Here is a 24644-nt window from a genome sequence, read left to right as displayed (position 1 = left end):
ATGGCTGGCATCGCACATTCCGACATCATCAAGGCCCCGAAAGTCCTGCTGCACGACCACCTGGACGGTGGACTGCGGCCGGCCACCATCGTCGAGCTGGCCGAGAAGGTCGGACATCCACTGCCCTCCACTGATCCGGAACGGCTCGGCGAGTGGTTCGTCGCCGCCGCCGACTCCGGTTCGCTGGAACGGTACCTGGAGACCTTCGCCCACACCGTCGCGGTGATGCAGACCGAGGAGGGCCTGCATCGGGTCGCCCGCGAGTGCGCCCTCGACCTGGCCGCCGACGGCGTCGTCTACGCCGAGATCCGGTATGCCCCGGAGCAGCACCTGGAGCGCGGTCTCACCCTCGACCGGGTGGTCGAGGTGGTGCACGCCGGGTTCCGGGAGGGCTGCGCCGAAGCGGCGGCGAACGGCACGCCCATCCGGATCGGCACCCTGCTCACCGCGATGCGGCACGCGGCCCGGTCGCAGGAGATCGCCGAGCTGGCGGTCCGCTACCGGGACAGCGGCGTGGTCGGTTTCGACATCGCCGGCGCCGAGGCGGGCTTCCCGCCCACCCGGCACCTGGACGCCTTCGAGTACCTCCAGCGGGAGAACTTCCACTTCACCATCCACGCCGGCGAGGCCTTCGGCCTGCCGTCGATCTGGCAGGCCCTCCAGTGGTGCGGTGCGGACCGTCTGGGCCATGGGGTACGCCTGATCGACGACATCACGGTCACCGCGGACGGGCCGAGCGCCCCGTCGGCCACCGGCGGCACCCACTCGGCACCGCCGGTGCTGGGCCGTCTCGCCGCCTACGTCCGGGACAAGCGGATCCCGCTCGAGATGTGCCCGTCGTCGAACGTGCAGACCGGCGCCGCCGCGTCGATCTCCGAGCACCCGATCAAGCTGCTGCGCGACCTCCGGTTCCGGGTCACGGTCAACACCGACAACCGGCTGATGAGCGGTACGTCGATGTCGAAGGAGATGACCCTGCTGGCCGAGGCGTTCGGGTGGGGCTGGATGGAGTTCCAGTGGCTGACCATCAATGCCATGAAGTCGGCGTTCATCCCGTATGACGAGCGGCTGGTCCTGATCAACGAGGTGATCAAGCCGGCGTACGCGAAGCTCCTCGCCTGAGATCGCGCTATATCAGGTCAAATTCGGATTCGGTCGAACGTACGTCAAAAGAAATCCACCGTCTGACTTGGGCTCCCCGCCGTTCGGCTAGACTGCCGCCTGCAAAGTCGGCATACTCTGGCACCTCGCCTTGCCGATCGCGGGGAACCGAGTCATCGTCACTTCTATCGCGATCGACTACGATCGGGACCCGATCGGCCTGCACCCACCCCCCAATGCTGCGCCGATCGAGTGAGTGACCTTGAGAGATGTGCTGCACCACAGGCAGTGATATTCAGACCGGCGATGTCCAACTACGAGGTTGCAACATCGCGTCACACAACCGGTCCGTGTCCGCCTGCTCTTTCTCTTTGACACTTGTCGTGATGGAATCTCGGGGGCCCGACGTCGGCGAGTCGGCCGTGTGCGGTGCCTGGCGAGCCGAATGCCGGGCCCGAATCAGGAGGACGGTGACGTGAGCAAGCGCCCCAACAGCGCGAATGGCGTCATGTCGCGTCTCAGCCGACCTGCGGGTCGGCTCCGAGACCTACCGATCTGGTCCAAACTTGGCCTGATCATGCTGGTGCCGACGGTGGCAACGATCGTCGTCGGTGTCAACGGCCTCGTGGACCACATCGACGAAGCCAGTAACGCGGAGCGCGCGCGCACCCTCTCGGTGCTGTCCGAGGCCGCCGGTGGTCTGGTCGACCACCTGCAGGCCGAGCGGACCTACGGCGTGATGATCGCCAACAGCCCGAAGAACGGCGAGACCTTCAAGTCCGCCGTCAAGCTGTACAACGACGAGCACCCCGAGGTCGACGACGCCAAGGAGCCGTACCTTCAGCAGAAGGGCGCTCTCGAGGACGTTCCGGACAATGTGACCCAGGTGCTTCTGCGCCTGGACCGCAACATCGAGGACCTTCCGGCCTTCCGCAGCCGGGTCGCCAAGGGCGACGAGGACGAGTCCAACGTCCTCAACACCTACAACCGGCTCGTCGAGGACCTTCTCCAGGTCCGCGACGTCTCCGCGCAGCTGGCCAACAACCAGGAGCTGAGCGATCACCTCCGGGTGGTGGCCGCGGTCGCCCGGGCGAAGGACTACATCGCCCAGCAGCGCTACCTGGGTCAGCAGATGGTCGCCGACCAGAAGTTCGACAACACCCACCGCCGGGATCTGCTCGAGACCGTGACCGGTTACGAGCTGGCGGTGAAGACCCTCGACGCGGTGGGTACCAGCGAAGAGGTCGACTACTTCGGCAAGACCGTGAGCGGTGAGAAGCGACAGGCGGCGGAGAACTACACCCAGCCGCTGGACTTCCGCCCCACGCAGGGCACCGACCCGCTGCCGTTCAACTCCGCCCAATGGGAGGAGGCGCTGGCCGGCTACAACGACCTGTTCCGGCAGGTCGAGGTGGAGTTCGACAAGAAGATCGTGGCCGACGCCACCGAGCTGCGGGACGAGACCAACCAGGACGTCTTCCTGGAGACCAGTCTTCTGCTCGGCATGCTCCTGCTGGCCATCCTCTTCGCGTGGTTGGTCGCCCGGTCGATGGCCCGTTCGCTGCGTGAGCTGCGTCAGGGTGCGCTCGCCGTCGCCCAGTTCGGCCTGCCGCACGCGGTGAGCCGGCTGCGTGACCCGGCGCTCTCCGCGTCACTCACCCCGGCGCAGGTCGCCGACCAGATCGCCGAGCCTCTCCCGGTGCGCAGCCGGGACGAGTTCGGGCAGGTGACCGAGGCGTTCAACGCGGTTCACCTCGAGGCGGTCCGGACCGCGGCCGAGCAGGCCGCACTCCGTGCCTCCGTCGCGACGATGTTCGTCAACCTCGCCCGCCGTTCCCAGATCCTGGTCGACCGGCTCATCGGTCACCTGGACCGCCTGGAGCGCGGCGAGGAGGACCCGGACCGTCTGGCCGAGCTCTTCCAGCTCGACCACCTGGCCACCCGAATGCGGCGTAACGACGAGAACCTCCTGGTCCTCGCCGGTGCCGACTCGACCCGTGTCCAGCGTGAGCCGGCCGCTCTGATCGACGTGCTGCGTGCCGCGCAGTCCGAGGTCGAGCACTACACCCGCATCGAGTTCGGCATGATCGACCGGGACATCGAGGTCGCGGCACACGCCGTGAACGACATGGTCCACCTGGTCGCCGAGCTCTTCGACAACGCGACCGCCTTCTCCCCGCCGAACTCCAACGTTCTGGTCGAGGCCCGGCGCGTCGGTGAGAACGCCATCCTCACGGTCGAGGACCACGGCATCGGCATCAGCCGTGAGCAGCTCCGCGACCTCAACGAGCGGCTCGCGAACCCGCCGACGGTGGACGTGGCCGTCTCCCGGATGATGGGCCTCGTCGTGGTCGCCCGGCTGGCGAACCGGCACGCGGTCCGGGTCGAACTCCGGCCCGCGGACCGCGAGCGCGGCACCGTCGCCGAGGTGGGCCTGCCCGTCTCCGTCCTGGCCGCCACGGCTTCCGCGCAGGTCCACGGTCTCCCGGGACGTGGCGCGTTCGACGGCGGCCCGGGCTCCGGCCTGCCGGGCCTCGGTGAGCCGCTGGCTCTGGAGAGCGGCTACCCGGGTTCCAACGGCTCGAACGGCTCGAACGGGTCGAACGGTTACAACGGCGCGGTCCCGGCGTGGTCCGACCTCACCGGTGCGGCTCCGGCCGGCTTCGGTGGGTTCAACGGCGGTGGCTTCAACGGCAACGGCAACGGCTCGGCCAACGGGTTCCACGGGCCGCGCAGCAACGAGGTCATCCCGCCGCTGCCGTCCGGCCCGCAGGGCTTCGCCGGTCTCGACGAGCTGGCCCAGCGCCGCAACGGCGGAGAATTCCGCCCGGACAACGACATCAACGGCTTCGGTACGACGATTCCGCGTCAGCTCCCGGCCAACCCGGAGAGCCAGGGACGGAACACGTTCATGCCGCCGGTGTCGGCGCCCCCGGTTCCGCCGATCTCGGCGCCTCCGGTGTCGCCCGCTCCGCCGGTGTCGGCCTCGCCGTACTCCTCCGGCCCGATCGAACCGGTGTCGGCCTCCCCGACCTCCGGATCGCCGCTCGACCAGCGCAACTCGTATGCCTCGGCACCGCCGGCCTGGCCGCCGGTCGCCGCGGACCGCGAGCCCGCCACCCCGCACGTCCCGGAGAACCTGGCCGCCGCGCTCGACATGACTGCCGAGATCCCGCGGTTCCGCCCGGAGAACTTCGAGGTGCAGCCGCAGGTGGCCCGGCCGGTCAACCCGCAGACGGCACCGGTCTCGCCGGTGTCCGCCCTGCCGGCCAGCCCGGACCCGGCGGAGGCGCAGGCCACCGCCGCGGCCCAGATGGCCTCGGCCCGGGAGGGTGCGGTCCCGTTCGCGGACGAGACCATGGAGCTGCCGATCTTCCGGGAGCTGGAGTCGGCGTGGTTCATCACGACGAACGACGCCCCCGTGGCCGGCCCCAGGATCTCCGGTGCCGGCGAGGAATCGGTCGTCTCGCAGCGCATCCCGACCGGGGAACCGGTCCGTACCTCGGGTGTGCCGCAGCAGGTTTCGCCCGAGACCCGCAACCTCGACCCGGCTACTGTTGGTGCTCCGGCCGCGGCGGCGGCGGGTTACAGCAATGGTGGCGCACCCGCGGCGAACCCATGGCGGACCGCGGCTGACGACGGCTGGCAGGCGGCCCGCGCGGCTGCCGAGGCGCCGGTCGAGGTCACCACCACGGCTGGCCTTCCGAAGCGCACGCCGATGGCTCAACTCGTCCCCGGTGGTGTCGACCGGGGCGGTAACTCCGTCCAGCGCCGTACGCCTGAGGGGGTTCGCGGGCTACTCTCCGCGTACCACCGTGGCGTCCAGCGCGGTCGCACCAAGGAACAATCGACCAACCTGGAGGACACTCCGGGAGGGCAGCAGCCCTCGCAGGCTGGCAAGGAGCATGAGGCATGACATCTACGCAGGATCTGGGTTGGCTGCTGGCCAACTTCGCCGACCGCGTTCCCGGGGTCGCGCACGCGATCGCGGTCTCCGCCGATGGGCTGCTCCTGGCGTCATCGCGGGACCTCCCCCGGGACCGCGCCGACCAGTTGGCGGCCATCGCGTCCGGCCTGGTAAGCCTGACGCAGGGTGCCGCACGATGCTTTGAGGGTGGCGCCGTCCTCCAGACGGTCGTCGAGATGGACAACGGTTTCCTGTTCCTGATGTCCATCTCCGACGGTTCCTCGTTCGCGGTGCTCGCGGCGCGCAGCTGCGACGTCGGTCAGGTCGGCTACGAGATGGCCCTCCTGGTCGACCGGGTGGGCGAGGCTCTGACTCCCGCGCCGCGTTCGGCGGCCGGGGTGCTGGGCTGAAGCGGTAGTGGGCCGGGGACATCCAGGCGTTTGTCTGGGGTTTCGCGGCCCGAGTAAGCTCAGCCGGCTACTGGTAAAAGCTTTGATAACCAATACACTTCGAGGGGCCGAAGGAGGGGTTGACGGTGACGATGCCTGAACGCGATGAGCCGACTGGCGCGCTGGTCAGGCCGTACGCCATGACCCGCGGTCGGACCCGGCCGAAGCTTGAGATAGCGCTGGAAGCGCTGGTCGAGACAACCGTGCGCGGCCGTTCTGGGATCAGTCGCGGCGGACAGGGTGGAAGCGAGCATCAGTACATCGCGGCGATGTGCGACGGCGGCAGAGTTCAGTCGCTCGCCGAGATCGCCGCACGCATGCAACTGCCGCTCGGTGTGGCACGAATCATCGTCGCTGACATGGCCACTGACGGCCTGGTCGCGGTGTACGAGCCCACCTCGCTGGACGACGAGACCGACGCGGTAGGCACGGAACTGCTGGAAAGGGTGCTGAGTGGACTTCGCAGGCTCTGACATGTCGCACCGTCCCGCTGCGGGACGCGTGACATCGGCGAAGATTGTCATCGCCGGTGGCTTCGGCGTCGGCAAGACGACGCTGGTGGGATCAGTCTCGGAGATCACCCCACTGACCACCGAGGCGATCATGACCTCGGCCGGTGTGGGTGTCGACGACAACCGGCAGGTGCCGGGCAAGATGACCACCACCGTGGCCATGGACTTCGGCCGGATCAGCATCGACCGGGACCTGATCCTCTACCTGTTCGGAACACCTGGCCAGACACGGTTCTGGTTCATGTGGGACGAGCTGGTCCGGGGTGCCATCGGTGCAGTGGTGATGGTGGACACGCGTCGGCTCGCCGACTGCTTCGCCGCCATCGACTTCTTCGAGCACCGGCGGCTGCCATACCTGGTGGCCATAAACTGCTTCGACGGCATGCAATACCACAACGCGCAGGACGTGCGGGACGCCTTGGCGGTCTCGAGCGACGTGCCCGTCGTGAGCTGCGACGCCCGTAACCGCGAATCGACGAAGAACGTCCTCATCTCGCTTGTCGAGTATGTGCTGACGATGCGTCGGACCCGCGCGACGGCTCCGGCCTGAGCAAGCAGTAAGCACGCACCTCAGCAGGCGCTCCGCTCGTAGCACGGCGGTCGAAAGCCCCGCTTCGTCCGGTCGAGACATCGGCTGGCCGGAACGGGGCTTTCGCGCGCTTTCCGGCCGGTTGTCATCGTATATGAGTGATCACTTGTTGTCATGGCTCGATCCCAGAAGGCGGATCAGGTCGTCGACCTCGTCGATGCGGTGATCGGGCAGGTAGGAGTCGGGGTCGGTGCGCAGGCCGCCGGCGCCCGGATAGGCCGCATTGGTCACCAGGACCGGGCGCATACCGGCCCGGCGGGCGCCGTGGTGTTCCCGGCTGCCGCCGTCACCGACGAACCAGCACTCGGCGGCCGGCACTCCCAGCCGGGCGGCGGCGGTCGCGTACAGCCGGGGGTCGGGTTTGCGGTGCCCCTCCCGCCAGGAGAAGACCGGGGCGTCGATGCGGGACGCGTAATCGGTCTCCGGCCAGGCCTCGTACAGCTCACTGGAACAGTCGCTGATGAGCCCCAGGAGGTAGCCCTCCGCCCGGAGGTGGTCGAGTATGGCAAGGACACCCGGACGGGGCGTACGGACCCGCTCAGCGCCCGCGTGATGGGTCGCCACGGCCCGGTCCAGGCGTTCGTCGTCCGGATCGGTCCCACACTGCCGGGCGACCGCGCGGAGGGTGTCCCGGGTGCCGCCGTAGGCGCCCACGATCCGCTGCGGGAAGCTCGACGCCATGGCGGACCAGAAGCGCTCCGGTTCCACGCCGAGCACCGCCGCCGTGGCCTGGATCGTCTCCTTGCGCAACAGTTCCGCGGAGGGGTCGGTCAGCGTCCCGAAGAAGTCGAAGATGATCGCGCGCATCCCGACATCATCGGCCGGGCGTGCGGAAGGCCGCGACCCGGAGGTCACGGCCTTCTGTCGTCGCACATCGGGGTCAGCGGCTGCCATACCCCGCGTTGTCGTTGCGGTACTCGTCGGCGGGCTGGCCGTCGCGGCTGAAGTCCCAGCCGCCGGCGGCCTCGCGGCCCGGCCGTCCGCCCATCGCGAAGCCACCGATCTCCTGCCCGCGCCGCCAGCCACGGAAGTAGCCGGTGGTGTGCGCGGCGATCGAGGCGGCGTCCCGGACGATCCGGAGGGGGCGCTCCTCACGCAGCGGGGAGCCGGGCACCAGGTTGGCCTGAGGTACCCGCTTCGGCAGACCGGCCGAGGTCTCCGCGGCGATGGCCGGGGTGGCCGCCTTCTGCGCGGCACGCCAGCCACTGTCGTTCGGGTTGGCCCAGTCGACGTCGCCGTCGGACTCGGTGGTGCCGGTGAACCACGCCGATCGGGCCGCCGCGAAGATCAGCAGATCGCCGTCGCTGCTGTCGGACGGGACCGGCGGTGCGGTGCTGCGGTCCAGCGCGGTGATCCTGGAGGAGCGCTCGTCGTCGACGACGCGCCGCGGCGGCGGGGTGCCACCGAGCTGGTCGAGTCCGGGCAGGCGGGCCCGGCCGCTGCTGTTCCTGGCCTGGTCGACCAGGCGCAGCGACGGCTCCTTCGGCAGCGGGGCCGGAGCCTCCAGGTTGTCCTGCCACGGCGGGCGGACCCGGCCACCGGTCGGTGAACTGACCGAGGCCGCCGACGGCGCCGGGCGCGACGAGGTCGGCCGGGACGGCAGCTCGGACCGGGGCGACAGCTCGGACCGGGACGGCAGCTCACCGCGGGACGGCAGGTCGGACCGGGACGGCAGCTCACCGCGGGACGGCAGGTCGGACCGGGGCGACAGCTCGGACCGGGGCGACAGTTCGGACCGGGACGGCAGCTCACCGCGGGACGGCAGGTCGGACCGGGACGGCAACTCACCGCGGGACGGCAGGTCGGACCGGGACGGCAACTCACCGCGCGCGGCCGGCTCGGGGCGTGCGGTCTCGTCCTTCTCGCTGTTGAGCAGCGGCCAGTTGGCCCGGGAACCCGGCTCCGCGATCTCCTGTACGGGTCGCTGAGTGGGCATCGGGAGACTGAAGTCGGTGGGGCCGGACGCCGAGCCGTTGGTGGCGGGCTGCCGGGTGGTCGGGCGCGGCGGGATGACCGTGCGCTGCCGCTCGGACCGGGCCCGGGTGAGCTCGGCGTTCGACAGCGTCGGGCGGAACGGCTCGCCGGCGTCGGCCGGGCTGGATCCGGCCGGCTGCACCGAGGACGGGACGGCCGGGTTGCGCGAGGCCGGGACCGGACGGGAGCCGGGCGTGATCGGCGTCATGCCGGGCGGCGGGGGCGGAACCGACACCGGCCGGTTCAGCGGGCTGCCGCCACGGGTGGGCAGACCGTTCGCCGCGGCCGGGGCCATCGGCGGCGGCCCGATCGGATCCGGGGCGACCGGCGGTGCGGTCATCGGGCGCGGCACAGCCGGGCCGCTGCCGGTCGAGGACGGCTCGGGACGGCCACGACGGCCGAACCGGGAGCCGTTGTCATCGCTCGGCACCGGCTGGAGCGGCGTGGGCTCGGGGCCGCGGCGCGCGCTGCGCCGGCCGACACCGGAGCTCGCTCCCGGCGGGGTGGCCCGGGCGGCCAGTGTGCCGACCAGGGCGGAGCAGGCGGCGTCGCAGGAGCGGACGGCCGCGATCGCCTGGCGGACCGCGTCGGCGGCCGCCGGGGCGAGAGACTTGTTGACGCCACCCCGGCGCGGCGACTCACTGATCGCCACGTGCAGGGCGGTGACGGCGGCGATCAGCTCGCTCTCGCTGCCGGCGCCGGCACGGGCCAGCTCGGCGGCGATCTCCCGGAGGAGTTGCGTCGGGTCACCGGCCCGGCCGGTCAGCCGGCCGGGCTCGGGGACCGCGTCGAGAACGGCCAGCGCCAGGTGGTGCGCGGGATCCGGGTAGGCCCGGAGAGCGGCCGGGTACAGCTCACGGAGCACCTCACGCAGCGCGACGGCCGCCGAGTTGCGCCCGACCAGCATGGCCACGTGCGCCGCGAGGACCGGCTTGTAGCTGACCAGTTCCCGTGGCGCCGGAAGGGTCACCGCGGCGATCGCGCCGGCCTGGAGGGCACGGGCGAGGCCGACGGCCCGCCGGGCGGCCAGGGGCGCGGAGATCTCCTCCGGGGAGTCGTCGTCGGAGAAACGCTCGGCGAAGTCGTCGGCGTCGTCGTCGTCGACCACCACCAGCGGCCGCCCGGCCGCGGTGAGCAGCGAGGTGACGACGTGATCGTCGCTGTCGGCGGCGACCGCCGCGTCGCTGAAGCCCGTCGTCCGTTCCACGAGCAGCGTCCCCAGCAGGGCATACCCGGCCGGGTCGTCGCTGATCTCGTGGACGCCGAGCAGCCGGCCCGCATCGTCCACCACGGCGATGGTCAGTGGCGCGGCCGAGGCCGAACGCACCGATTCATCAGCCGACGCCAGACCGCAGTACACGCGCACGAGCGCCACGGCGTCGTCCTCCTCCCCGGGGGTGCTTCTCAGTGGCCAACGATTGATATTCCCTGGTGGTCGGTCAGTCACGCCAGTCCACAGCGGCGGAGATCTTCCCGATCACCGAGCGCCAGCCCAGACTCGCCTGCTGTGCCCCGATCTTCTTCAACCGGCGACGTCCGAAGAATCCACCCATACCGCCCTTCTCCGCGGTCCGGAGGGACTCATCGAGGTCGTCGAGCGGCGAACCCGGCGCCAATGCCAGGATCACCGGTTTGATGCGGAGCGCGTAACCGAGGTCACGGGCCACCTCGCCGGCGTTGATGAGCAGCGGGAGATCCCAGGTGTCGTGACCGCCGCGCAGGTTCTCCACCACGAGGTCCAACTCGTAGCGGTCCTCCGGCTGCGGGTCGATGTCGCTCGACTGTACCCGCTCGGCCAGGTCACCCCAGGTGTCCAATTGTGCGAGATCGTGGGGAGCACCCGAACGAACGAAGGAGACGAGCGATTCGGCGCTCTTGAAGGCGAGCAGTCGGCCCTTGTGGCTGAGGAACATGGGTACTTCTTCGTCGTCCGCCTGGGTGGCCGACTCGTCCTCGAAGTCAGCCGGGTCCGGCTCCTCGGCGGATTCGCTCTTGCCGTCGCCGGTCTCACCCTCGGCGAGGAGGGCCTGGTACTCGTCGTCGACGATGACCTCTTCCTCGGCCTCCTCGGCGCGGCGCTTGCGGGCCTCGAAGGGGTCGTCCTCATCGATCTCGATCTCGGTCGGCTCGAGCTCGGACGCCTTCCGGTACGCCCGGAGGGTCAGACCCACCCCGCCGGGCAGGGCGATCTCCACCGGCTCGATGCGGACTTGATCCCAAAGGTCCCGCCCGGAAGACCCCACGGGCGAGGACTTCTCCGCCACCGGCGCGGACGCCTCGGGCTCGTCGGACTGGCTGGTCACGGTGACCTCCGGGTGATCTGGGAGTGCTGGGACGTGGTGACTCTGGGCACACACCCTAGTCGGCAACGCTGTGTGACAGCGTCCCCGGTGGCCTCAGTAGCCCTTCGGATGCCACACCGTCTTCGTCTCCAACAGCGCCGTCATGGGCCGTAGACCCGGGTCGGCGGTGAAGTCCGTCGCTGCTCGGGGGCGGATCACCCTCTTCAGCGTCCCGGCGGCCGCCCGCTCGAGTTCGGCGGCCAGGCCGGGGTGGTCCACGCCGGTCAGGTCGAGGGCGTTCACGTCGTCGTGCGAGGCCAGCCACGGCGCGGTCTCGGCGTAGCGCCCGGTGAGCAGATTCACCACACCGCCGGGCACATCCGAGGTGGCCAGCACCTCGGCCAGGGTGATCGCCACCTGAGGGCCGGCGGTGAGGACCACGGTCGTGTTTCCGGTCACGATCGCCGGGGCGACCACACTGACCAGACCGAGCAGCGAGGCCGGCGCCACCACGGCGACGACTCCGGTCGGTTCCGGTGCGGAGATGTTGAAGAAGGGTCCGGCGACCGGGTTGGCGCCCCCGACCACCTGGGCGATCTTGTCGGACCACCCGGCATACCAGACCCAGCGGTCGACGGCCGCGTCCACCTCGTCGCCGGGCACGCCCAGCGCGGTGAACTCGGCCCGGCGGGCCTCCAGCATCTCGGCGATCCGGTAGAGCACCTGGCCCCGGTTGTACGCCGTGGCGCCGGCCCATTTCGGCTGGGCGGCACGGGCCGCGAGCACCGCGTCCCGGGCGTCCTTGCGGGAGGCGAGGGCCACGTTGTCGCCGTCTGCCACGAACGTCCGTCCTGACTCGCTGCGCGGGAACTTGCCGCCGATGTAGAGCTTGTACGTCTTGCGCACCGCGAGCCGGACGGCCTCGGGGGCGGGAGACTTCACTGACTTAGGCAAGGTACGCCTCCAGGCCGTGCCGGCCACCCTCCCGGCCGTAGCCGGATTCCTTGTAGCCGCCGAACGGCGACGCCGGGTCGAACTTGTTGAACGTGTTGGCCCACACCACACCGGCGCGGAGCTGATCGGCGACGGCGAGGATGCGCGAGCCCTTCTCGGACCAGATGCCGGCGGACAGCCCGTACGGCGTGTTGTTGGCCTTGGCGACGGCCTCGTCCGGCGTACGGAAGGTCAGCACCGACAGCACCGGCCCGAAGATCTCCTCCCGGGCGATCCGGTGGGCCTGGGTGACGCCCGTGAAGATCGTCGGCGCGAACCAGAACCCCCGGTCCGGCAGCTGACACTCCGGTGACCAGCGCTCGGCGCCCTCCACGGACCCGATTTCCGACAATTCTCTGATGCGGGTCAGCTGTGCGGCCGAGTTGATCGCGCCGACGTCGGTGTTCTTGTCCAGCGGGTCACCGACGCGCAGCGTGGCCATCCGCCGTTTCAGCGAGTCCATCAACGGTTCGAAGAGGGACTCCTGCACCAGCAGGCGCGACCCGGCGCAGCAGACGTGGCCCTGGTTGAAGAAGATCCCGTTGACGATGCCCTCGACGGCCTGGTCGATCGGGGCGTCGTCGAACACGATGTTCGCCGCCTTGCCGCCGAGTTCCAGGGTGAGCCGCTTGCCGGTGCCGGACACGCTCCGGGCGATCTCCCGGCCCACCTCGGTCGACCCGGTGAAGGCGACCTTGTCCACATCCGGGTGGGCCACCAGGTACGCCCCGGTGTCGCCGGCCCCGGTGACGATGTTGACCACGCCGGCGGGCAGCTCGGCCTGGCGGCACACGTCGGCGAAGAAGAGCGCGGAGAGCGGGGTGGTCTCGGCCGGCTTGAGCACCACGGTGTTACCGGTGGCCAGCGCGGGCGCGACCTTCCACGCGAGCATGAGCAGCGGGAAGTTCCACGGGATGACCTGGGCGGCCACGCCGAGCGGCCGGGGATCCGGGCCGAACCCCGCATGACCCAGCTTGTCGGCCCAGCCCGCATAGTAGAAGAAGTGCGCCGCGACCAGCGGAAGATCGACGTCGCGCGACTCCCGGATCGGCTTGCCGTTGTCCAGCGACTCCAGGACCGCCAGCTCACGGGAGCGCTCCTGGATGATCCGGGCGATCCGGAACAGGTACTTGGCGCGTTCCGCCCCGGGCAGCGCCGACCAGGTGCCGAACGCGCGGCGGGCCGCGGCCACCGCCCGGTCGACGTCCTCCGGGCCGGCCGAGGCGACCTCGGCGAGCACCTCCTCGGTGGCCGGGTTGACCGTCTTGAAGACGTCGCCGTCCTTGCCGCCGTCGAACGAGCCGTCGATGAACAACCCGTAGGAGGAGGCGATCTCGACGACGGATCGGGACTCGGGCGCTGGTGCGTACTCGAACATGACCCTTCCCAACGGGGTTATCGGGTGTCGCGGCGGAGCCGCCGAGGATGGAACTCAGTCCAGGGTGAAGTAATCCGGACCGGCGTAGTGGCCGGTGGTGAGCTTGGTGCGCTGCATGAGCAGGTCGTTGAGCAGCGAGGAGGCGCCGAACCGGAACCGGTCGGGGCTGAGCCAGTCGTCGCCCACGGTCTCGTTGATCAGCACCAGATACTTGACGGCGTCCTTGGTGGTCTTGATGCCTCCGGCCGGTTTGACCCCGATGATCCGGCCGTGCCGCTCCCGGAAGTCGCGGACCGCCTCCAGCATCACCAGCGTGATCGGCAGCGTCGCATTGACCGCCACCTTGCCGGTGGACGTCTTGATGAAGTCGGCGCCGGCCAGCATGGCCAGCCAGGACGCCCGCCGGATGTTGTCGTAGGTGCCCAGCTCGCCGGTCTCCAGGATGACCTTGAGGTGGGCGCCGCCGCAGGCCTCCTTGACCGCCACGATCTCGTCGAAGACCTTCGTGTAGTCACCGGCCAGGAACGCGCCCCGGCTGATCACCATGTCGATCTCGTCGGCGCCGGCGGCCACCGCGTCGCGGGTGTCGGCCAGCTTGACCTCCAGCGGTGCCTGGCCGGACGGGAAGGCGGTGGCCACGCTGGCCAGGTGGACTCCCGACCCGGCCAGGGCGGCGGCGGCGACCCGGGCCATCGCCGGGTAGACGCAGATCGCGGCGACCGGCGGGCACGAGGGGTCGGCCGGATCCGGGCGCCTGGCCTTGGCGCACAGGGCACGCACCTTGCCGGGCGTGTCGGCGCCCTCCAGCGTGGTCAGGTCGACCATGCGGATGGCCAGGTCGATGGCCTCGGCCTTGGCGCTCGTCTTGATCGACCGGGTGGCGAGCGCCGCCGCCCGCGCCTCGACGCCCACCTTGTCGACCCCGGGCAGGCCGTGCAGGAACGAGCGGAGATCGGACAGAGCGGCGGACACTGTCACAGTCATGAAAGGGATTCTACGCAACCCTGTGACAGTTGATCTTGGTTGAACGATAGGTTGTTGCCCGTGGACGTCCTTGTAGTAGATCACCCCCTGGCCCAGACCCGGCTCACCGCGATGCGCCGCACCGACACCGACTCCGGTGTCTTCCGCGCTTCGCTGCACGAGCTGACCACCATGGTGGTCTACGAGGCGGCCCGCCTCTTCGCCGTCGAGAAGTACCCCATCGAGACCCCGGTCGCGCCCACCGAGGGCACCCGGCTCGCCAACCCGCCGCTGATCGTCCCGGTGCTCCGGGCCGGTCTCGGCATGGCCGACGCCGCCCTCGCGCTGCTGCCCGAGTCGTCGATGGGTTTCGTCGGCCTGGCGCGTGACGAGGAGACCCACGAGCCCCGCGCGTACATGGAGTCGCTGCCCGCCGACCTGACCGGGCAGCCGGTGCTGGTCCTCGACCCGATGCTGGCCACCGGCGGCTCGCTGCTGCACTGCTGCCGCCTGCTCGCCGACCGCGGCTGCACCGACATCATCGTCTGCTGCGTGCTGGCCGCCCCCGAGGGCGTCGAGCGCCTCAAGGTCTCGGGCCTGCCGCTGCGCCTGGTCACCGCCTCGATCGACCAGGGCCTCAACGAGAAGGCCTACATCGTGCCCGGCCTGGGTGACGCCGGCGACCGCCAGTTCGGCGGCATGCGCCGCTTCTAGATCAACCCCCCGCTCCGGTACGAGCCATCGGCCCGCAACCGCACCAGCCCTCTCCCGTGGCATCCGCGCGAGGGGGCTGCCGGTTCCAGGCCTTCAGCGCGACCGCCGGGCGTGTGCGACGGTCACCGCGAGCCGTCGCCGGGCGTACCTCCAGAGGGTTTCCGGAGCCAGGGCCTGATGCCATCCTTCCGTAATCTTGTGGAGTTCCGGCACGCCGTCATCGCGGAACTCCACAAGATCGCGATGTAGGCCGCAGACCCCGACTCCGGAAGCTTTCCAGATCCAGCCAGGCGCCGCGCCGCGTCGCTACCGGTTGTCGGGGCCACCCAAGGTCTGCAGTCGCCTGCTAGCCAAGCCCCCGCCGCGCCGCACCAGCCCGCCAACGCCACCCACCACCCGCAGCCACTGCAGGCCAAGCGTCCACCGCGTCAGTGCTGGTGGTCGAAGCCCTCAACGCTGATCAGCGCACACAATCGGCGAACGTGTGCGCTGATCAGCGCTATCACGACGGTAGAAGCGCACGATCCTCCGATCGTGGGCGCTGATCCCTGTCATGACGGTGACGAGCGCACACAAACCGCCATCGTGTGCGCTGGTCGCCGTTGCCCGGCGCCCGTCGCGCTGCCGGCAACCGACCGCCGAACCGAACACTGACCAACCGCCCACCGCGGGCGGCGCCGACCACCGCACGCACGGCATCCCGCCGCTGGCAAGCACCGACCACCGGACGGCAAGCGGCGCCGACCACCGCACGCACCGCATCCCGCCGCTGGCAAGCACCAACCACCGGACGGCAACCGGCACCGACCACCGCACGCACCGCATCCCGGCGCTGGCAAGCACCGACCACGGACGGCAACCGGCGCCGACCACCGCACGCACCGCATCCCGGCGCTGGCCAGCACCAACCACCGGACGGCAACCGGCACCGACCACCGCAACCACATGCACGGCCGCCATCGGCGTGCACCTGAAGCGGGCGCCTGCGGCCAGAGACTGCCAAGAGTGACCCGGCCAGGTCGGCGAAGACGCAGAGAGCTTCCGAAGCCGAGGCCCACATTGCGACCTGGTGAGAAGTTCGCGAAGACGGTGTGCCGGGATTCGGCAGAGGAATCAAATCGGACTTCGACGCCGAAGGCTCTCTAGACGGTGGTGAAGTCCCAGCCGGTAGCCTTGCCGGAAGTGAACGGCATGACGCCGTGGAACACCTCGGGTCGCTCGGCGAACACCAGGGGCAGGAAGTGGCGGTCGGACTCCCACATCGGCAGGCTGCCGGAGAGCACCTCGTCGACGCCGATCCAGTGCAGGCTGCCCTCGTCGTTGGTCTCGCGCGGGGTGCCGGTCCACCCGGTGACCCGGAAGAGGAAGCCGAACCAGTTCTCACCGTCCCGGCCGAAACCGGGCCACGAGATCGTCCCGGCCATCTCGACGTCGGTGCAGTCGATCCCGGCCTCCTCGTGGATTTCCCGCCGCAGACCGCTGACCACGTCTTCACCCGGCTCGAGCTTGCCGCCGAGACCGTTGTAGTAGCCGTAGTGGAGGTCGTCGGGCCGGGCGTCCCGCCGGATCATCAGGATGCGACTGCGGTCGGGTGAGAAGACGTATCCGAGGGTTGCCAGGACTGCTCGCACCGATGCACCCTAGCCTGACAAGGGGATGTGCACGGCTCGGCGTCAGCCGACAGGTGGAGGGCTCGAGAGCCGGGAGGCGGAGGAATCGAGACCGTTCGTCCATTCGTGGCCGCCGCCGCGGGAGGGTCGGTTCCATCGGTGCGGAGAGGCCGGCCCGCGCAGCCCATCACCGCCGCTGCGAGGTCGAAGTTAGATGGTCATCTTAATGACGGCCCCGGTTGGCGTCGATGATACTGTGGGCGCTTCCTCGACGACGTCACACGGATGGTCTGCGTCCACCTATGCCGAACTTGACCAGTTTAGTCGTGCCTGCGTGGCAAGTGCAGGGTTATCTGAACGAATGTCTGGATTCCATTCTGCGCCAGCAAGCCGTCGAGGGCGTAGAGGTCGTGGCGGTCGACGACGCCTCAACCGATCACAGTGGCCAGGTGATCGACGAGCGTGCCGCCGCTGACCCCCGGGTCGTCGCGCTCCACCTGCCGGCCAACGTGGGTCCGGGTGCCGCGCGCAACGCCGGGCTGGACCGGGCGACCGGTGAGTATGTGTGGTTCGTCGACGGCGACGACCGGATCGCTCCGGGTGCCCTGGCGGCGGTCGAGGCGCGACTCCTCGAGGAGAAGCCCGACGTGCTGCTGGTCGGGGTCGCGCGGGAGCGCTGGAACCGTAAGGTGACCCGGTTCGTGACGCCGAAGAAGGCGCGGACCGGTGCGGAGGCGCTCACGGTCGCGCCGCCGCCGGTGGGTGGCCTGGTGGTGCGCCGGCAGTTCCTGATCGACGCCGGCATCCGGTTCGAGTCCGAGTGGTATGAGGATCTCGCCTTCGGTTACGCGGTGCTCGCCGCGACCGACAACGTGGCCACGCTGGAACCGCCCTGCTACATCCACCGGATGGACCGCCAGGGCTCGCTGCGCGGTAAGTCGAAGCGGCACGTCGAGGCGGTGCGCCAGTGGGACCGGGCGCTGAGCCTGTCCGCTGTGGAGCAGGCCGACCCGAAGACCCGCCGCCGGGTGCTCAACCGTGCCGTCAACGAGCTGCTCGCGATCATGGAGAACGGATCGCGGGTGCCGGAGAAGGCCAGGCGCGCGATGTTCACCGAGATCTCCGGGCTGCTGCGCAAGCACGAGAAGCGGGTGTCCGCGCGCCCGGGTGGTCTCGGCGGCCTGCGGCTCAAGCTGCTCGCCTCCGACTCGTACGCGGCCTACCGCATGCTGCGCGGCGGGCGGGGCGCGGCCGGCGGGGTGGTCGGCAAGGCGCGCGGCGCGGCCGGCAAGGCCAAGTCGACGCTGCGCAAGGCGAACCTGCTGCGTTACTACAAGCAGCAGCTGCGGCTCCCGATCGACGAGAACCTGGCGGTGTACGCGGCGTACTGGTACCGCGGATACGCCTGCAACCCGGCCGCCATCTACGAGAAGGCCAGGGAGCTGGCCCCGCACGTCCGCGGCGTCTGGGTGGTCAAGCCGGGTGCGCGTGCGGTGCCGGAGGGCGTGGCGACGGTCCACCCCGGCACCAAGGAGTACTACCGGACGATCGCCCGGGCCAAGTACATGATCAATAACGCCACGTTCCCGCCGGACGTGGTGAAGCGGCCGGACGCGATCCAGGTGCAGACCCACCACGGGACCCCGCTCAAGACCATGGGCCTCGACCAGCCGCGCTTCCCCGCCTCCCTGGGCAACTTCAACCCCGAGCGGATGCGGCTGAACCTCGCCAAGTGGGACTTCAGCATCACCGCGAACCGGCACACCACGCTGCTCTGGGACCGTCAGTTCCCGATCAAGGGGGAGACCCTGGAGACCGGGTACCCGCGTAACGACCGGCTCGCGCTGGCCGGCCCGGACGACGTCGCCGCGGCGCGGGCCGAACTGGGCCTGGGCGCCGACGAGCAGGTCGTGCTCTACGCACCGACGCACCGGGAGTGGCACTCCGTCTTCACCCCGCCGCTGGACGTCGACGAGCTGGCCGAGGCGCTCGGCCCGAACGTCCGGATCCTGCTGCGCGGCCACTACTTCTACGACTCGATCGGCTTCCCGCCGCGGCACCCCCGGGTGCTCGACGTGTCCGGCTTCCCGTCGGTCGAGACGCTGGCCATCGCGTCCGACGCGCTGATCACCGACTTCTCGTCCGTCATGTTCGACTACGCGGTACTCGACCGGCCGCTGGTCATCTTCGCGCCGGACTGGGAGGTCTACAAAGCGGTGCGCGGTGTCTCCTTCGATCTGGAAGCCGGCCATCCCGGCACGTTCGTCCGCACCTTCGACGCGCTCGTCGAGGCGTTCCGTAGCGGTGCGATCGACGACGAGGCCGCCCGGCAGGCCCGCGGCCGTTTCCGGGAGCGGTTCTGCTCCCTGGAGGACGGTCACGCCGCCGAACGGGTCGTCCGGCGCGTCTTCCTGGGGGAACCTCTTGTCTGAGCTGGTACCCGGCCTGGTCAGTGTGATCGTGCCGATCTACAACGTCGAACCCTTCCTGCGTGACTGCCTGGACTCGCTGCGCGCCCAGACCTACACCGACCTCCAGGTCATCCTGGTCGACGACGGCTCCACCGACGGCTCGCCGGCGATCGCCGAGGAGTATGTCGCGGCGGACCGGCGCTTCCAGCTGATCCGGCAGGCCAACGCCGGTCTCAGCGCGGCCCGCAACGCCGGTCTGCCGGCCGCGAACGGCGAGTTCCTGGCCTTCGTGGACAGTGACGACCTGCTCGCCGCGCACGCGTACGAGCTGCTGGTCGGCGCCCTGGAGGACGGTGCCGACTTCGCCACCGGCGGCGTCGTGCGGCTCACCTCGCGGGGCACGCACCGCGGCGCCCCGCACAAGACCGCCATCACCAGGACCAAGCTGGACGCCCACGTCTCCACCCGGCGCTCCCTGCTGGCCGACCGCACGATCTGGAACAAGCTGTTCCGCCGGAGCTTCTACGACCGGCACGGTTTCGAGTTCCCGGTCGGCCGGCTCTACGAGGACGCCCCCGTCACCGTTCCCGCGCACGCGCTGGCGAACAAGGTGGCGGTGGTCGCCGGGACGATCTACTTCTGGCGGTTGCGGGAGGGCGCCGTACGGTCGATCACCCAGTCCGGTGGTGACCTGCGCAACCTGGTGGACCGCTTCCACTCGATCGATCTGGCCGCGGAGGCCCTCGACCGGGCCGGCAAGAAGGAGTTGCGGCAGGCCTTCCTGCGGCTGTCCATTCAGGACCAGCTCAGCAACTACTTCAAGTTCCTGCCGTCGGCGACCCCGGAGTTCCAGTCGACGTTCATGGAGCTGTCCCGGGCGTACCTGAAGCAGGTCGACCCCGCGGTGATCGGGGAACTGCCGGCCGAGATCCGCCCGCACTGGAAGCTGATCAACCAGGGCCGTTTCGACGACCTGATCGAACTCATCGACCACGGCTACCGGCTCAACGCCAAGCCGGTCAAGGCGTCCCACGTGGAGGCGGTCGTCCGCTCGATCACCTGGGAGAGCGGCAAGCTCGTGCTGGCCGGCTCGCTCGGTTCGCCGGCGGCGCCGACCAGCCGGACCGGTCGGCTGAAGGTGTTCTGGGCCAGCAACCCGGCCGAGGGCCGCCGGATCCCGATCTGGTCGCGCTCGCAGCCCGGTGGCTTCGTGCTCCGGCTGAAGCCCGAGTCGCTGCGGTCCGGCAGCTCCTGGCAGCCCGGGCAGTGGACCATCGCGGCCGCCGTGACGCAGGGCCTGCAACTGCGCAAGACCGTGGTCCGGGTCCCCCCGGAGTGGACCGAGCCGATGCCCCGGATCCCGGTGGCACCCGGCGTCTGGGTGATGCCGTTCGCGGCCAAGAGCGACCTGCGGGTCTCCGTGATCAAGGCGGACGGCTGGCTCACCGGGACCCACCGGGACGGCGACGACCTGGTCCTGGTGGGCCGGCTGCGCGAGCGACGGGACAGCGCCCAGGTCCGGCTGTGCCGGGCCGCGGGCATCGTCGCCCACACCGTGGCGGCCGAGATCGGCGCGGACGGGCACGAGTTCACCGCCCGGGTGCCGCTGGACTGGATCGCGCTGAACGTGCGCGACGACAACCACGCCGAGGGCCACTACGGGCAGCGCTTCCTGCTGGAACTGGTGACCGGTGAGACGGTCCGCCTGATGGCCGGTGACGAATACCGGGCCATGCGTACGCCGTACGGCAGCGACGAGGTCTTCACCACCGTCGCCGAGAGCAACCGCGCCGTCTCCATCGCCACCCGCCCGCAGGGCCCGGTGGTCACCGACATCCGCTGGCAGCCGGACGGCGTGCTGATGTTCAGCGGCGACAGCCCGGTGCCCGCCGAGGGCCAGCTGCTGCTCCGCCTGCGCGGCCGGCGCAAGGACCTGGGCCTGCCGCTGAAGGTGGTGGACGGGCGCTGGGAGGTGGCCGTCGACCCGGCCGGGGTGCCGACCCTCGCCGGCCGGCTGCCGCTGGTCGCCGGCACCTGGGACCTGACGTTCCGGGCGCCCGGCAACCGTCACGAGACGACGACGCCGCTGGCCTTCGACGCCGCGGTGCTGGCCGCACTGCCGCTCGAGGGGCCGGAGAACGACGGCGTGCGGGGCCGCATGCGCGGTGGCCCGAACGACCGCGCGGTGCTCGACCTGATCGTCCCGGAGACCGGCCCGGAGGAGCACTCCCGGCTGCTGAAGCGGTACTTCCCCGCCTCCGGACGGCCGGACCTGCGCGACGTGGTGCTGCTCGACGCCGCACCGGGACGCCGCTTCTTCGACGACCCGGCCGCCCTGCTCGCCGAGCTGCGGTCCCGGCCGGACGCGCCGCCGGTGCTCTGGACCGTCGACCGTGGCCAGCCGCTGCCGGACGGCGTCGAGGCGGTCTCGCTCGGCTCCGAGGCCTGGTATGCGGCGCTGGCCACCAGCCGGTGGGTGGTCACCAACGACAACCTGCCGCTCTGGTTCCGGCCGTCGCCCGAGCAGGTGGTGCTGCGGCTGGCCGGTGGCTGGCCGGTGGCCCGGTCCGGTGCCCTCGCCAGTGCGCACCCGCTCGGCCAGACCCTGATCGACCAGCTGCGCTCGGACGCGGCGTCGTGGACGGCGGTGGCCTCACCGAGCCTCACCGCCACCCCGGTGCTGCGCGAGGAGTTCGGCTTCGACGGAACGGTGCTCGAATACGGCCGGCCCGCCAACGATCTGCTTTCCTCGATCGACCGGGACGCCGCGAAGGCCCACGTGCTCCAGCTGCTCGGGCTGCCGGAGAAGACCAGCCTGGTCCTGTACGCGCCGACCCGCCGCCCCTCGGACCTGCGCCGGCGCGGAGCCAGTGACCCGGGCCGGCTGCTGGACCTGCTCGGCGTCGCCACCGCCCTGCCGCCGGACCACCGGCTCCTGGTGCGCCGCCATCCCGGCGTTCCGGACGACGTGATGGGCCAGGTCGACGGCGTCCTCGACGTGACCGCGTACCCCCAGGTGAGTGAACTCCTGCTCGCCACGGACATGCTGGTCACCGACTATTCGGCGCTGCTCGCCGACTACGCCAGCACCGGCCGGCCGGCTCTGCTCTACGTGCCGGACCTGGAGGAGTTCGAGGGCTCCCCGGGTCTCAACGTGGACCTGGAGCGGGAGGCCCCGGGCCCGCTGCTGCGGGAGTCCTCGGAGGTCGCCGCGGCATTGCAGGACATTCCGGCGATCGTCGCCGAATACCGTCACCGTGCGGAGGCCTTCGCGGCGACGCACGGCGCCGGTGGCGAGGGCGGCGCGGCGGCAAAGCTCGTCGACTGGATGATGGCGGCCGGGCGTTGAGCAACTATCGTTCGGACATGACGTCCATCCCCCTCGCCGAGGAACTGCTTCTCCTCGCGTACGACGACCAGAGCGGCAAAGCGACCGGATCCCGGATCGGTCTCGATCTCGGTATGGCCGCGGCCGTCCTGATCGATCTCGCTCTGGCGAATCGTGTTGCCTACGCGGCCGACGGATACCTGAAGGTCGTGGACGCCACACCGCTCGGCGACCCGGTGGCCGACGCCGTCCTGGAGAAGATCTTCACGGAGGAGCCGCACACGCCGGCCCAGTGGCTCCAGCGGCTCCGGCACCGGCTGCGTACGCGGGTGCTGGAGGATCTCTGTGCCCGGGGCGTGGTGCAGGACGTGGACGAGACCCAGCTGGGCGTCATCCACGTGCACCGTTACCCGACCACCGACCCGGCCTACGAGGCCGAGATCCGTAGCCGGCTGGCCGCCGCGCTGATCGGCAACACGCTGCCCGACGAGCGGACGGCCGCGCTGGCCACCCTGCTCGTCGCGGCCCGGATGGAGCCGGCGCTCAAGCTGCCGGCCGACGAGGCCGACCGGGCGCACGAGCGGCTCGCCGAGATCGCCAGCAACGCCGGTTTCGTCGGTGACGTGACCCTGGAGGACTCCATCGTGCGGCCCAGCGTCGCGCTGGTGGTGGCCACCCTGGGCCGGGCGATCCAGGCCGCGCTGGGCGCTCCCAAGCCGATCTGACACCGTCTCCGGGGCTTCGGCGAAGCCCCGGGACGGCTTGCCTACACGCCGAGCGTCGTCGCGATCTCGGAGCGCAGCGCGGCCAGAGCGGTCGCCGCACGGTCGCGGGCCTCCGCATGGCCGCCTTCGGCGACCGGTTCGACCACTTCGAGGTACGCCTTGAGCTTCGGTTCCGTCCCCGACGGGCGGATCACCACCCGGGCCGTGGCGGTGCGGAACGTCAGCACGTCGTTCTCCGGCAACAGGTCCACCACCTCGGTCACCGCGGCCCCGAGCAGGGTGGCCGGCGGGTTCAGCCGGGCCCGGCCCATCGCCCGCCCGATCTCGGCGAGGTCGTCCACCCGGACCGACAGCTGATCGGTGGCGTGCAGCCCGAACTCGGCGGCGAGCTCGTCCAGCCGGTCGGCGAGGGTGCGGCCCTCGGTCTTCAGCGCGGCGGCCAGCTCGGCGACGGTCAGCGCGGCGGTGATGCCGTCCTTGTCCCGCACCAGACCCGGGGCGACGCAGTAGCCGAGCGCCTCCTCGTAGCCGAACGCCAGGTCCTCGGCGGCCCGCACGATCCACTTGAAGCCGGTCAGGGTCTCCGCATAGGGCACACCCCGGGCCGCGCACAGGCGGCCCACCAGCGACGACGACACGATCGTGGTCGCGTACAGGCCGGGGACGCCACGGCGGATCAGGTGGTCGGCGAGCAGGGCGCCCAGCTCGTCACCGCGCAGCGGCCGCCATCCGTCGCCGGCCGGGATCGCCACGGCACAGCGGTCGGCGTCCGGGTCGTTGGCGATCGCCAGGTCCGCGCCGGTCCGGGCGGCCAGTGCCAGCAGCAGGTCCATGGCGCCCGGCTCCTCCGGGTTGGGGAACGCCACGGTCGGGAAGGCGGGATCCGGCTCGGCCTGCTCGGCGACGATCGCGGGAGGCGGGAAACCGGCGGCGGCGAACGCGGCGGCGGTGGTGGACGCACCGACCCCGTGCATCGGGGTGTAGGCGATGGTCAGGTCACGCGGGCCGTCCTCGGTCAGGACCGCGGCGGCGCTCCGTACGTACCCCTGAAGGATCTTCTCGTCCAGGACCGTGCCCGGATCGCCCAGCGGAACCGACGCGGCGCTCGCCACCGCCCGGATGGCCGCCTCGATGCCGGCGTCGGCGGGCGGCACGATCTGTGCCCCGGACCCGGCCGGGCCGCCCAGGCTCGCGCCCAGATAGACCTTGTAGCCGTTGTCCTGCGGCGGGTTGTGGCTGGCGGTGACCATCACGCCGGCGACCGCGTCCAGTGCGCGTACGGCGTAGGCCAGCACCGGTGTCGGCAGCGGGCCCGGCAGCAGCAGCGCCGTCCGCCCGGCCCCGGTGGCGACCCGGGCGGTCCGCTCCGCGAACGCCGCCGAGCCGTGCCGGGCGTCGTAGCCGATCACCAGCGGGCCCTCGCCGCCCTGTGCGGCCAGCCAGCCGACCAGACCGGCCGCCGCGCGGGTCACCACCGCGAGGTTCATCCCGTTCGGTCCGGCGCGGAGCCGGCCGCGGAGGCCCGCGGTGCCGAAGGTGAGCGGTCCGGAGAACCGGTCGGTCAGCTCCACCGCGGTGCCCGGTAAACCGTCCAGGACCGCGCGTAGCTCGGCCCGGCCGGCCGGATCGGGATCGTCGGCGAGCCAGGCCTCGGCCCGGGCGATCAGGTCAACATCAACTTGTGGTGCCATCAGGGATTGATAGCACA

Annotated in this window: 18 protein-coding genes; 9 read left to right on the top strand and 9 right to left on the bottom strand. The window is 70.7% G+C overall.

Annotated features, from left to right (window positions below; all coding sequences use genetic code 11):
• From BC793_RS38830 to BC793_RS38810, 5 genes are all read left to right on the top strand, one after another.
• The gene (locus tag BC793_RS38830) at positions 1 to 1122 is read left to right on the top strand and encodes an adenosine deaminase (RefSeq protein ID WP_109601608.1); all 1122 of its coding nucleotides are present in this window, start codon (positions 1 to 3) and stop codon (positions 1120 to 1122) included.
• Between the two features lie 454 nt (positions 1123 to 1576).
• The gene (locus tag BC793_RS38825; protein WP_109601660.1) at positions 1577 to 5017 is read left to right on the top strand and encodes a sensor histidine kinase; all 3441 of its coding nucleotides are present in this window, start codon (positions 1577 to 1579) and stop codon (positions 5015 to 5017) included.
• Positions 5014 to 5418 carry a roadblock/LC7 domain-containing protein gene (locus tag BC793_RS38820; protein WP_067706828.1) on the top strand — a complete coding sequence of 135 codons (405 nt, stop codon included), beginning with the start codon at positions 5014 to 5016 and terminating at the stop codon, positions 5416 to 5418. The genes BC793_RS38825 and BC793_RS38820 overlap by 4 nt, the downstream gene beginning before the upstream one ends.
• Positions 5419 to 5549: 131 nt before the next feature.
• Complete coding sequence (locus BC793_RS38815; RefSeq protein ID WP_109601659.1) at positions 5550 to 5930, top strand: DUF742 domain-containing protein; 381 nt, start codon at positions 5550 to 5552, stop codon at positions 5928 to 5930.
• 1 nt (position 5931) lies between these two features.
• The gene (locus tag BC793_RS38810; RefSeq protein ID WP_043533378.1) at positions 5932 to 6519 is read left to right on the top strand and encodes a GTP-binding protein; all 588 of its coding nucleotides are present in this window, start codon (positions 5932 to 5934) and stop codon (positions 6517 to 6519) included.
• Between the two features lie 141 nt (positions 6520 to 6660).
• On the opposite strand, the gene BC793_RS38805 is transcribed toward BC793_RS38810, so the two are convergent.
• The 6 genes from BC793_RS38805 to deoC all read right to left on the bottom strand — a co-directional run bounded on the left by BC793_RS38805 (position 6661) and on the right by deoC (position 14169).
• Positions 6661 to 7365: an HAD family hydrolase gene (locus BC793_RS38805; RefSeq protein WP_109601607.1), complete on the bottom strand. Its 705-nt coding sequence runs from the start codon at positions 7363 to 7365 to the stop codon at positions 6661 to 6663.
• Between the two features lie 73 nt (positions 7366 to 7438).
• Positions 7439 to 9907, bottom strand: coding sequence for a transposase (locus BC793_RS38800; protein WP_239170513.1), 2469 nt, complete (start codon positions 9905 to 9907; stop codon positions 7439 to 7441).
• 64 nt (positions 9908 to 9971) lie between these two features.
• Entirely contained in the window at positions 9972 to 10835 is an 864-nt protein-coding gene (locus BC793_RS38795; protein ID WP_109601606.1) for a DNA primase, read from the bottom strand.
• Between the two features lie 93 nt (positions 10836 to 10928).
• On the bottom strand, positions 10929 to 11756 hold the full coding sequence (locus BC793_RS38790; RefSeq protein ID WP_109601605.1) for an aldehyde dehydrogenase family protein: 828 nt from the start codon (positions 11754 to 11756) through the stop codon (positions 10929 to 10931).
• A 4-nt stretch (positions 11757 to 11760) separates the two neighbouring features.
• Positions 11761 to 13185, bottom strand: a complete 1425-nt coding sequence (locus BC793_RS38785; RefSeq protein WP_109601604.1) for an aldehyde dehydrogenase family protein — start codon at positions 13183 to 13185, stop codon at positions 11761 to 11763.
• A 54-nt stretch (positions 13186 to 13239) separates the two neighbouring features.
• Positions 13240 to 14169: a deoxyribose-phosphate aldolase gene (gene deoC, locus BC793_RS38780; RefSeq protein ID WP_109601603.1), complete on the bottom strand. Its 930-nt coding sequence runs from the start codon at positions 14167 to 14169 to the stop codon at positions 13240 to 13242.
• Between the two features lie 60 nt (positions 14170 to 14229).
• Between deoC and upp the strand changes: the two genes are divergently transcribed.
• Positions 14230 to 14862: a uracil phosphoribosyltransferase gene (gene upp / locus BC793_RS38775; protein ID WP_109601602.1), complete on the top strand. Its 633-nt coding sequence runs from the start codon at positions 14230 to 14232 to the stop codon at positions 14860 to 14862.
• Between the two features lie 450 nt (positions 14863 to 15312).
• On the opposite strand, the gene BC793_RS49955 is transcribed toward upp, so the two are convergent.
• Positions 15313 to 15822, bottom strand: coding sequence for a hypothetical protein (locus BC793_RS49955; RefSeq protein ID WP_158319506.1), 510 nt, complete (start codon positions 15820 to 15822; stop codon positions 15313 to 15315).
• A 182-nt stretch (positions 15823 to 16004) separates the two neighbouring features.
• Entirely contained in the window at positions 16005 to 16493 is a 489-nt protein-coding gene (locus tag BC793_RS38765; RefSeq protein ID WP_109601600.1) for an NUDIX hydrolase, read from the bottom strand.
• A 227-nt stretch (positions 16494 to 16720) separates the two neighbouring features.
• On the opposite strand from BC793_RS38765, the gene BC793_RS38760 reads away from it, so the two are divergent.
• The 3 genes from BC793_RS38760 to BC793_RS38750 are packed head-to-tail and all read left to right on the top strand — an operon-like array spanning position 16721 to position 22936.
• Positions 16721 to 18904, top strand: a complete 2184-nt coding sequence (locus BC793_RS38760; RefSeq protein ID WP_428839535.1) for a bifunctional glycosyltransferase/CDP-glycerol:glycerophosphate glycerophosphotransferase — start codon at positions 16721 to 16723, stop codon at positions 18902 to 18904.
• Positions 18897 to 22232 (top strand): bifunctional glycosyltransferase/CDP-glycerol:glycerophosphate glycerophosphotransferase, encoded by a 3336-nt coding sequence (locus BC793_RS38755; RefSeq protein ID WP_109601598.1) that lies wholly within the window; start codon positions 18897 to 18899, stop codon positions 22230 to 22232. Before BC793_RS38760 ends, BC793_RS38755 begins: the two co-directional genes overlap by 8 nt.
• A 17-nt stretch (positions 22233 to 22249) precedes the next feature.
• The gene (locus BC793_RS38750; RefSeq protein ID WP_109601597.1) at positions 22250 to 22936 is read left to right on the top strand and encodes a GOLPH3/VPS74 family protein; all 687 of its coding nucleotides are present in this window, start codon (positions 22250 to 22252) and stop codon (positions 22934 to 22936) included.
• A 41-nt stretch (positions 22937 to 22977) separates the two neighbouring features.
• Here the strand turns inward: BC793_RS38750 and BC793_RS38745 are convergent, their stop codons facing one another.
• Positions 22978 to 24627: a phospho-sugar mutase gene (locus tag BC793_RS38745; protein ID WP_109601657.1), complete on the bottom strand. Its 1650-nt coding sequence runs from the start codon at positions 24625 to 24627 to the stop codon at positions 22978 to 22980.
• Between the last annotated feature and the right edge of the window lie 17 nt (positions 24628 to 24644).

This window comes from Actinoplanes xinjiangensis (assembly GCF_003148685.1).
GTDB classification, from domain to species: domain Bacteria; phylum Actinomycetota; class Actinomycetes; order Mycobacteriales; family Micromonosporaceae; genus Actinoplanes; species Actinoplanes xinjiangensis.
This window is presented reverse-complemented; position numbering and strand designations above follow the sequence as displayed.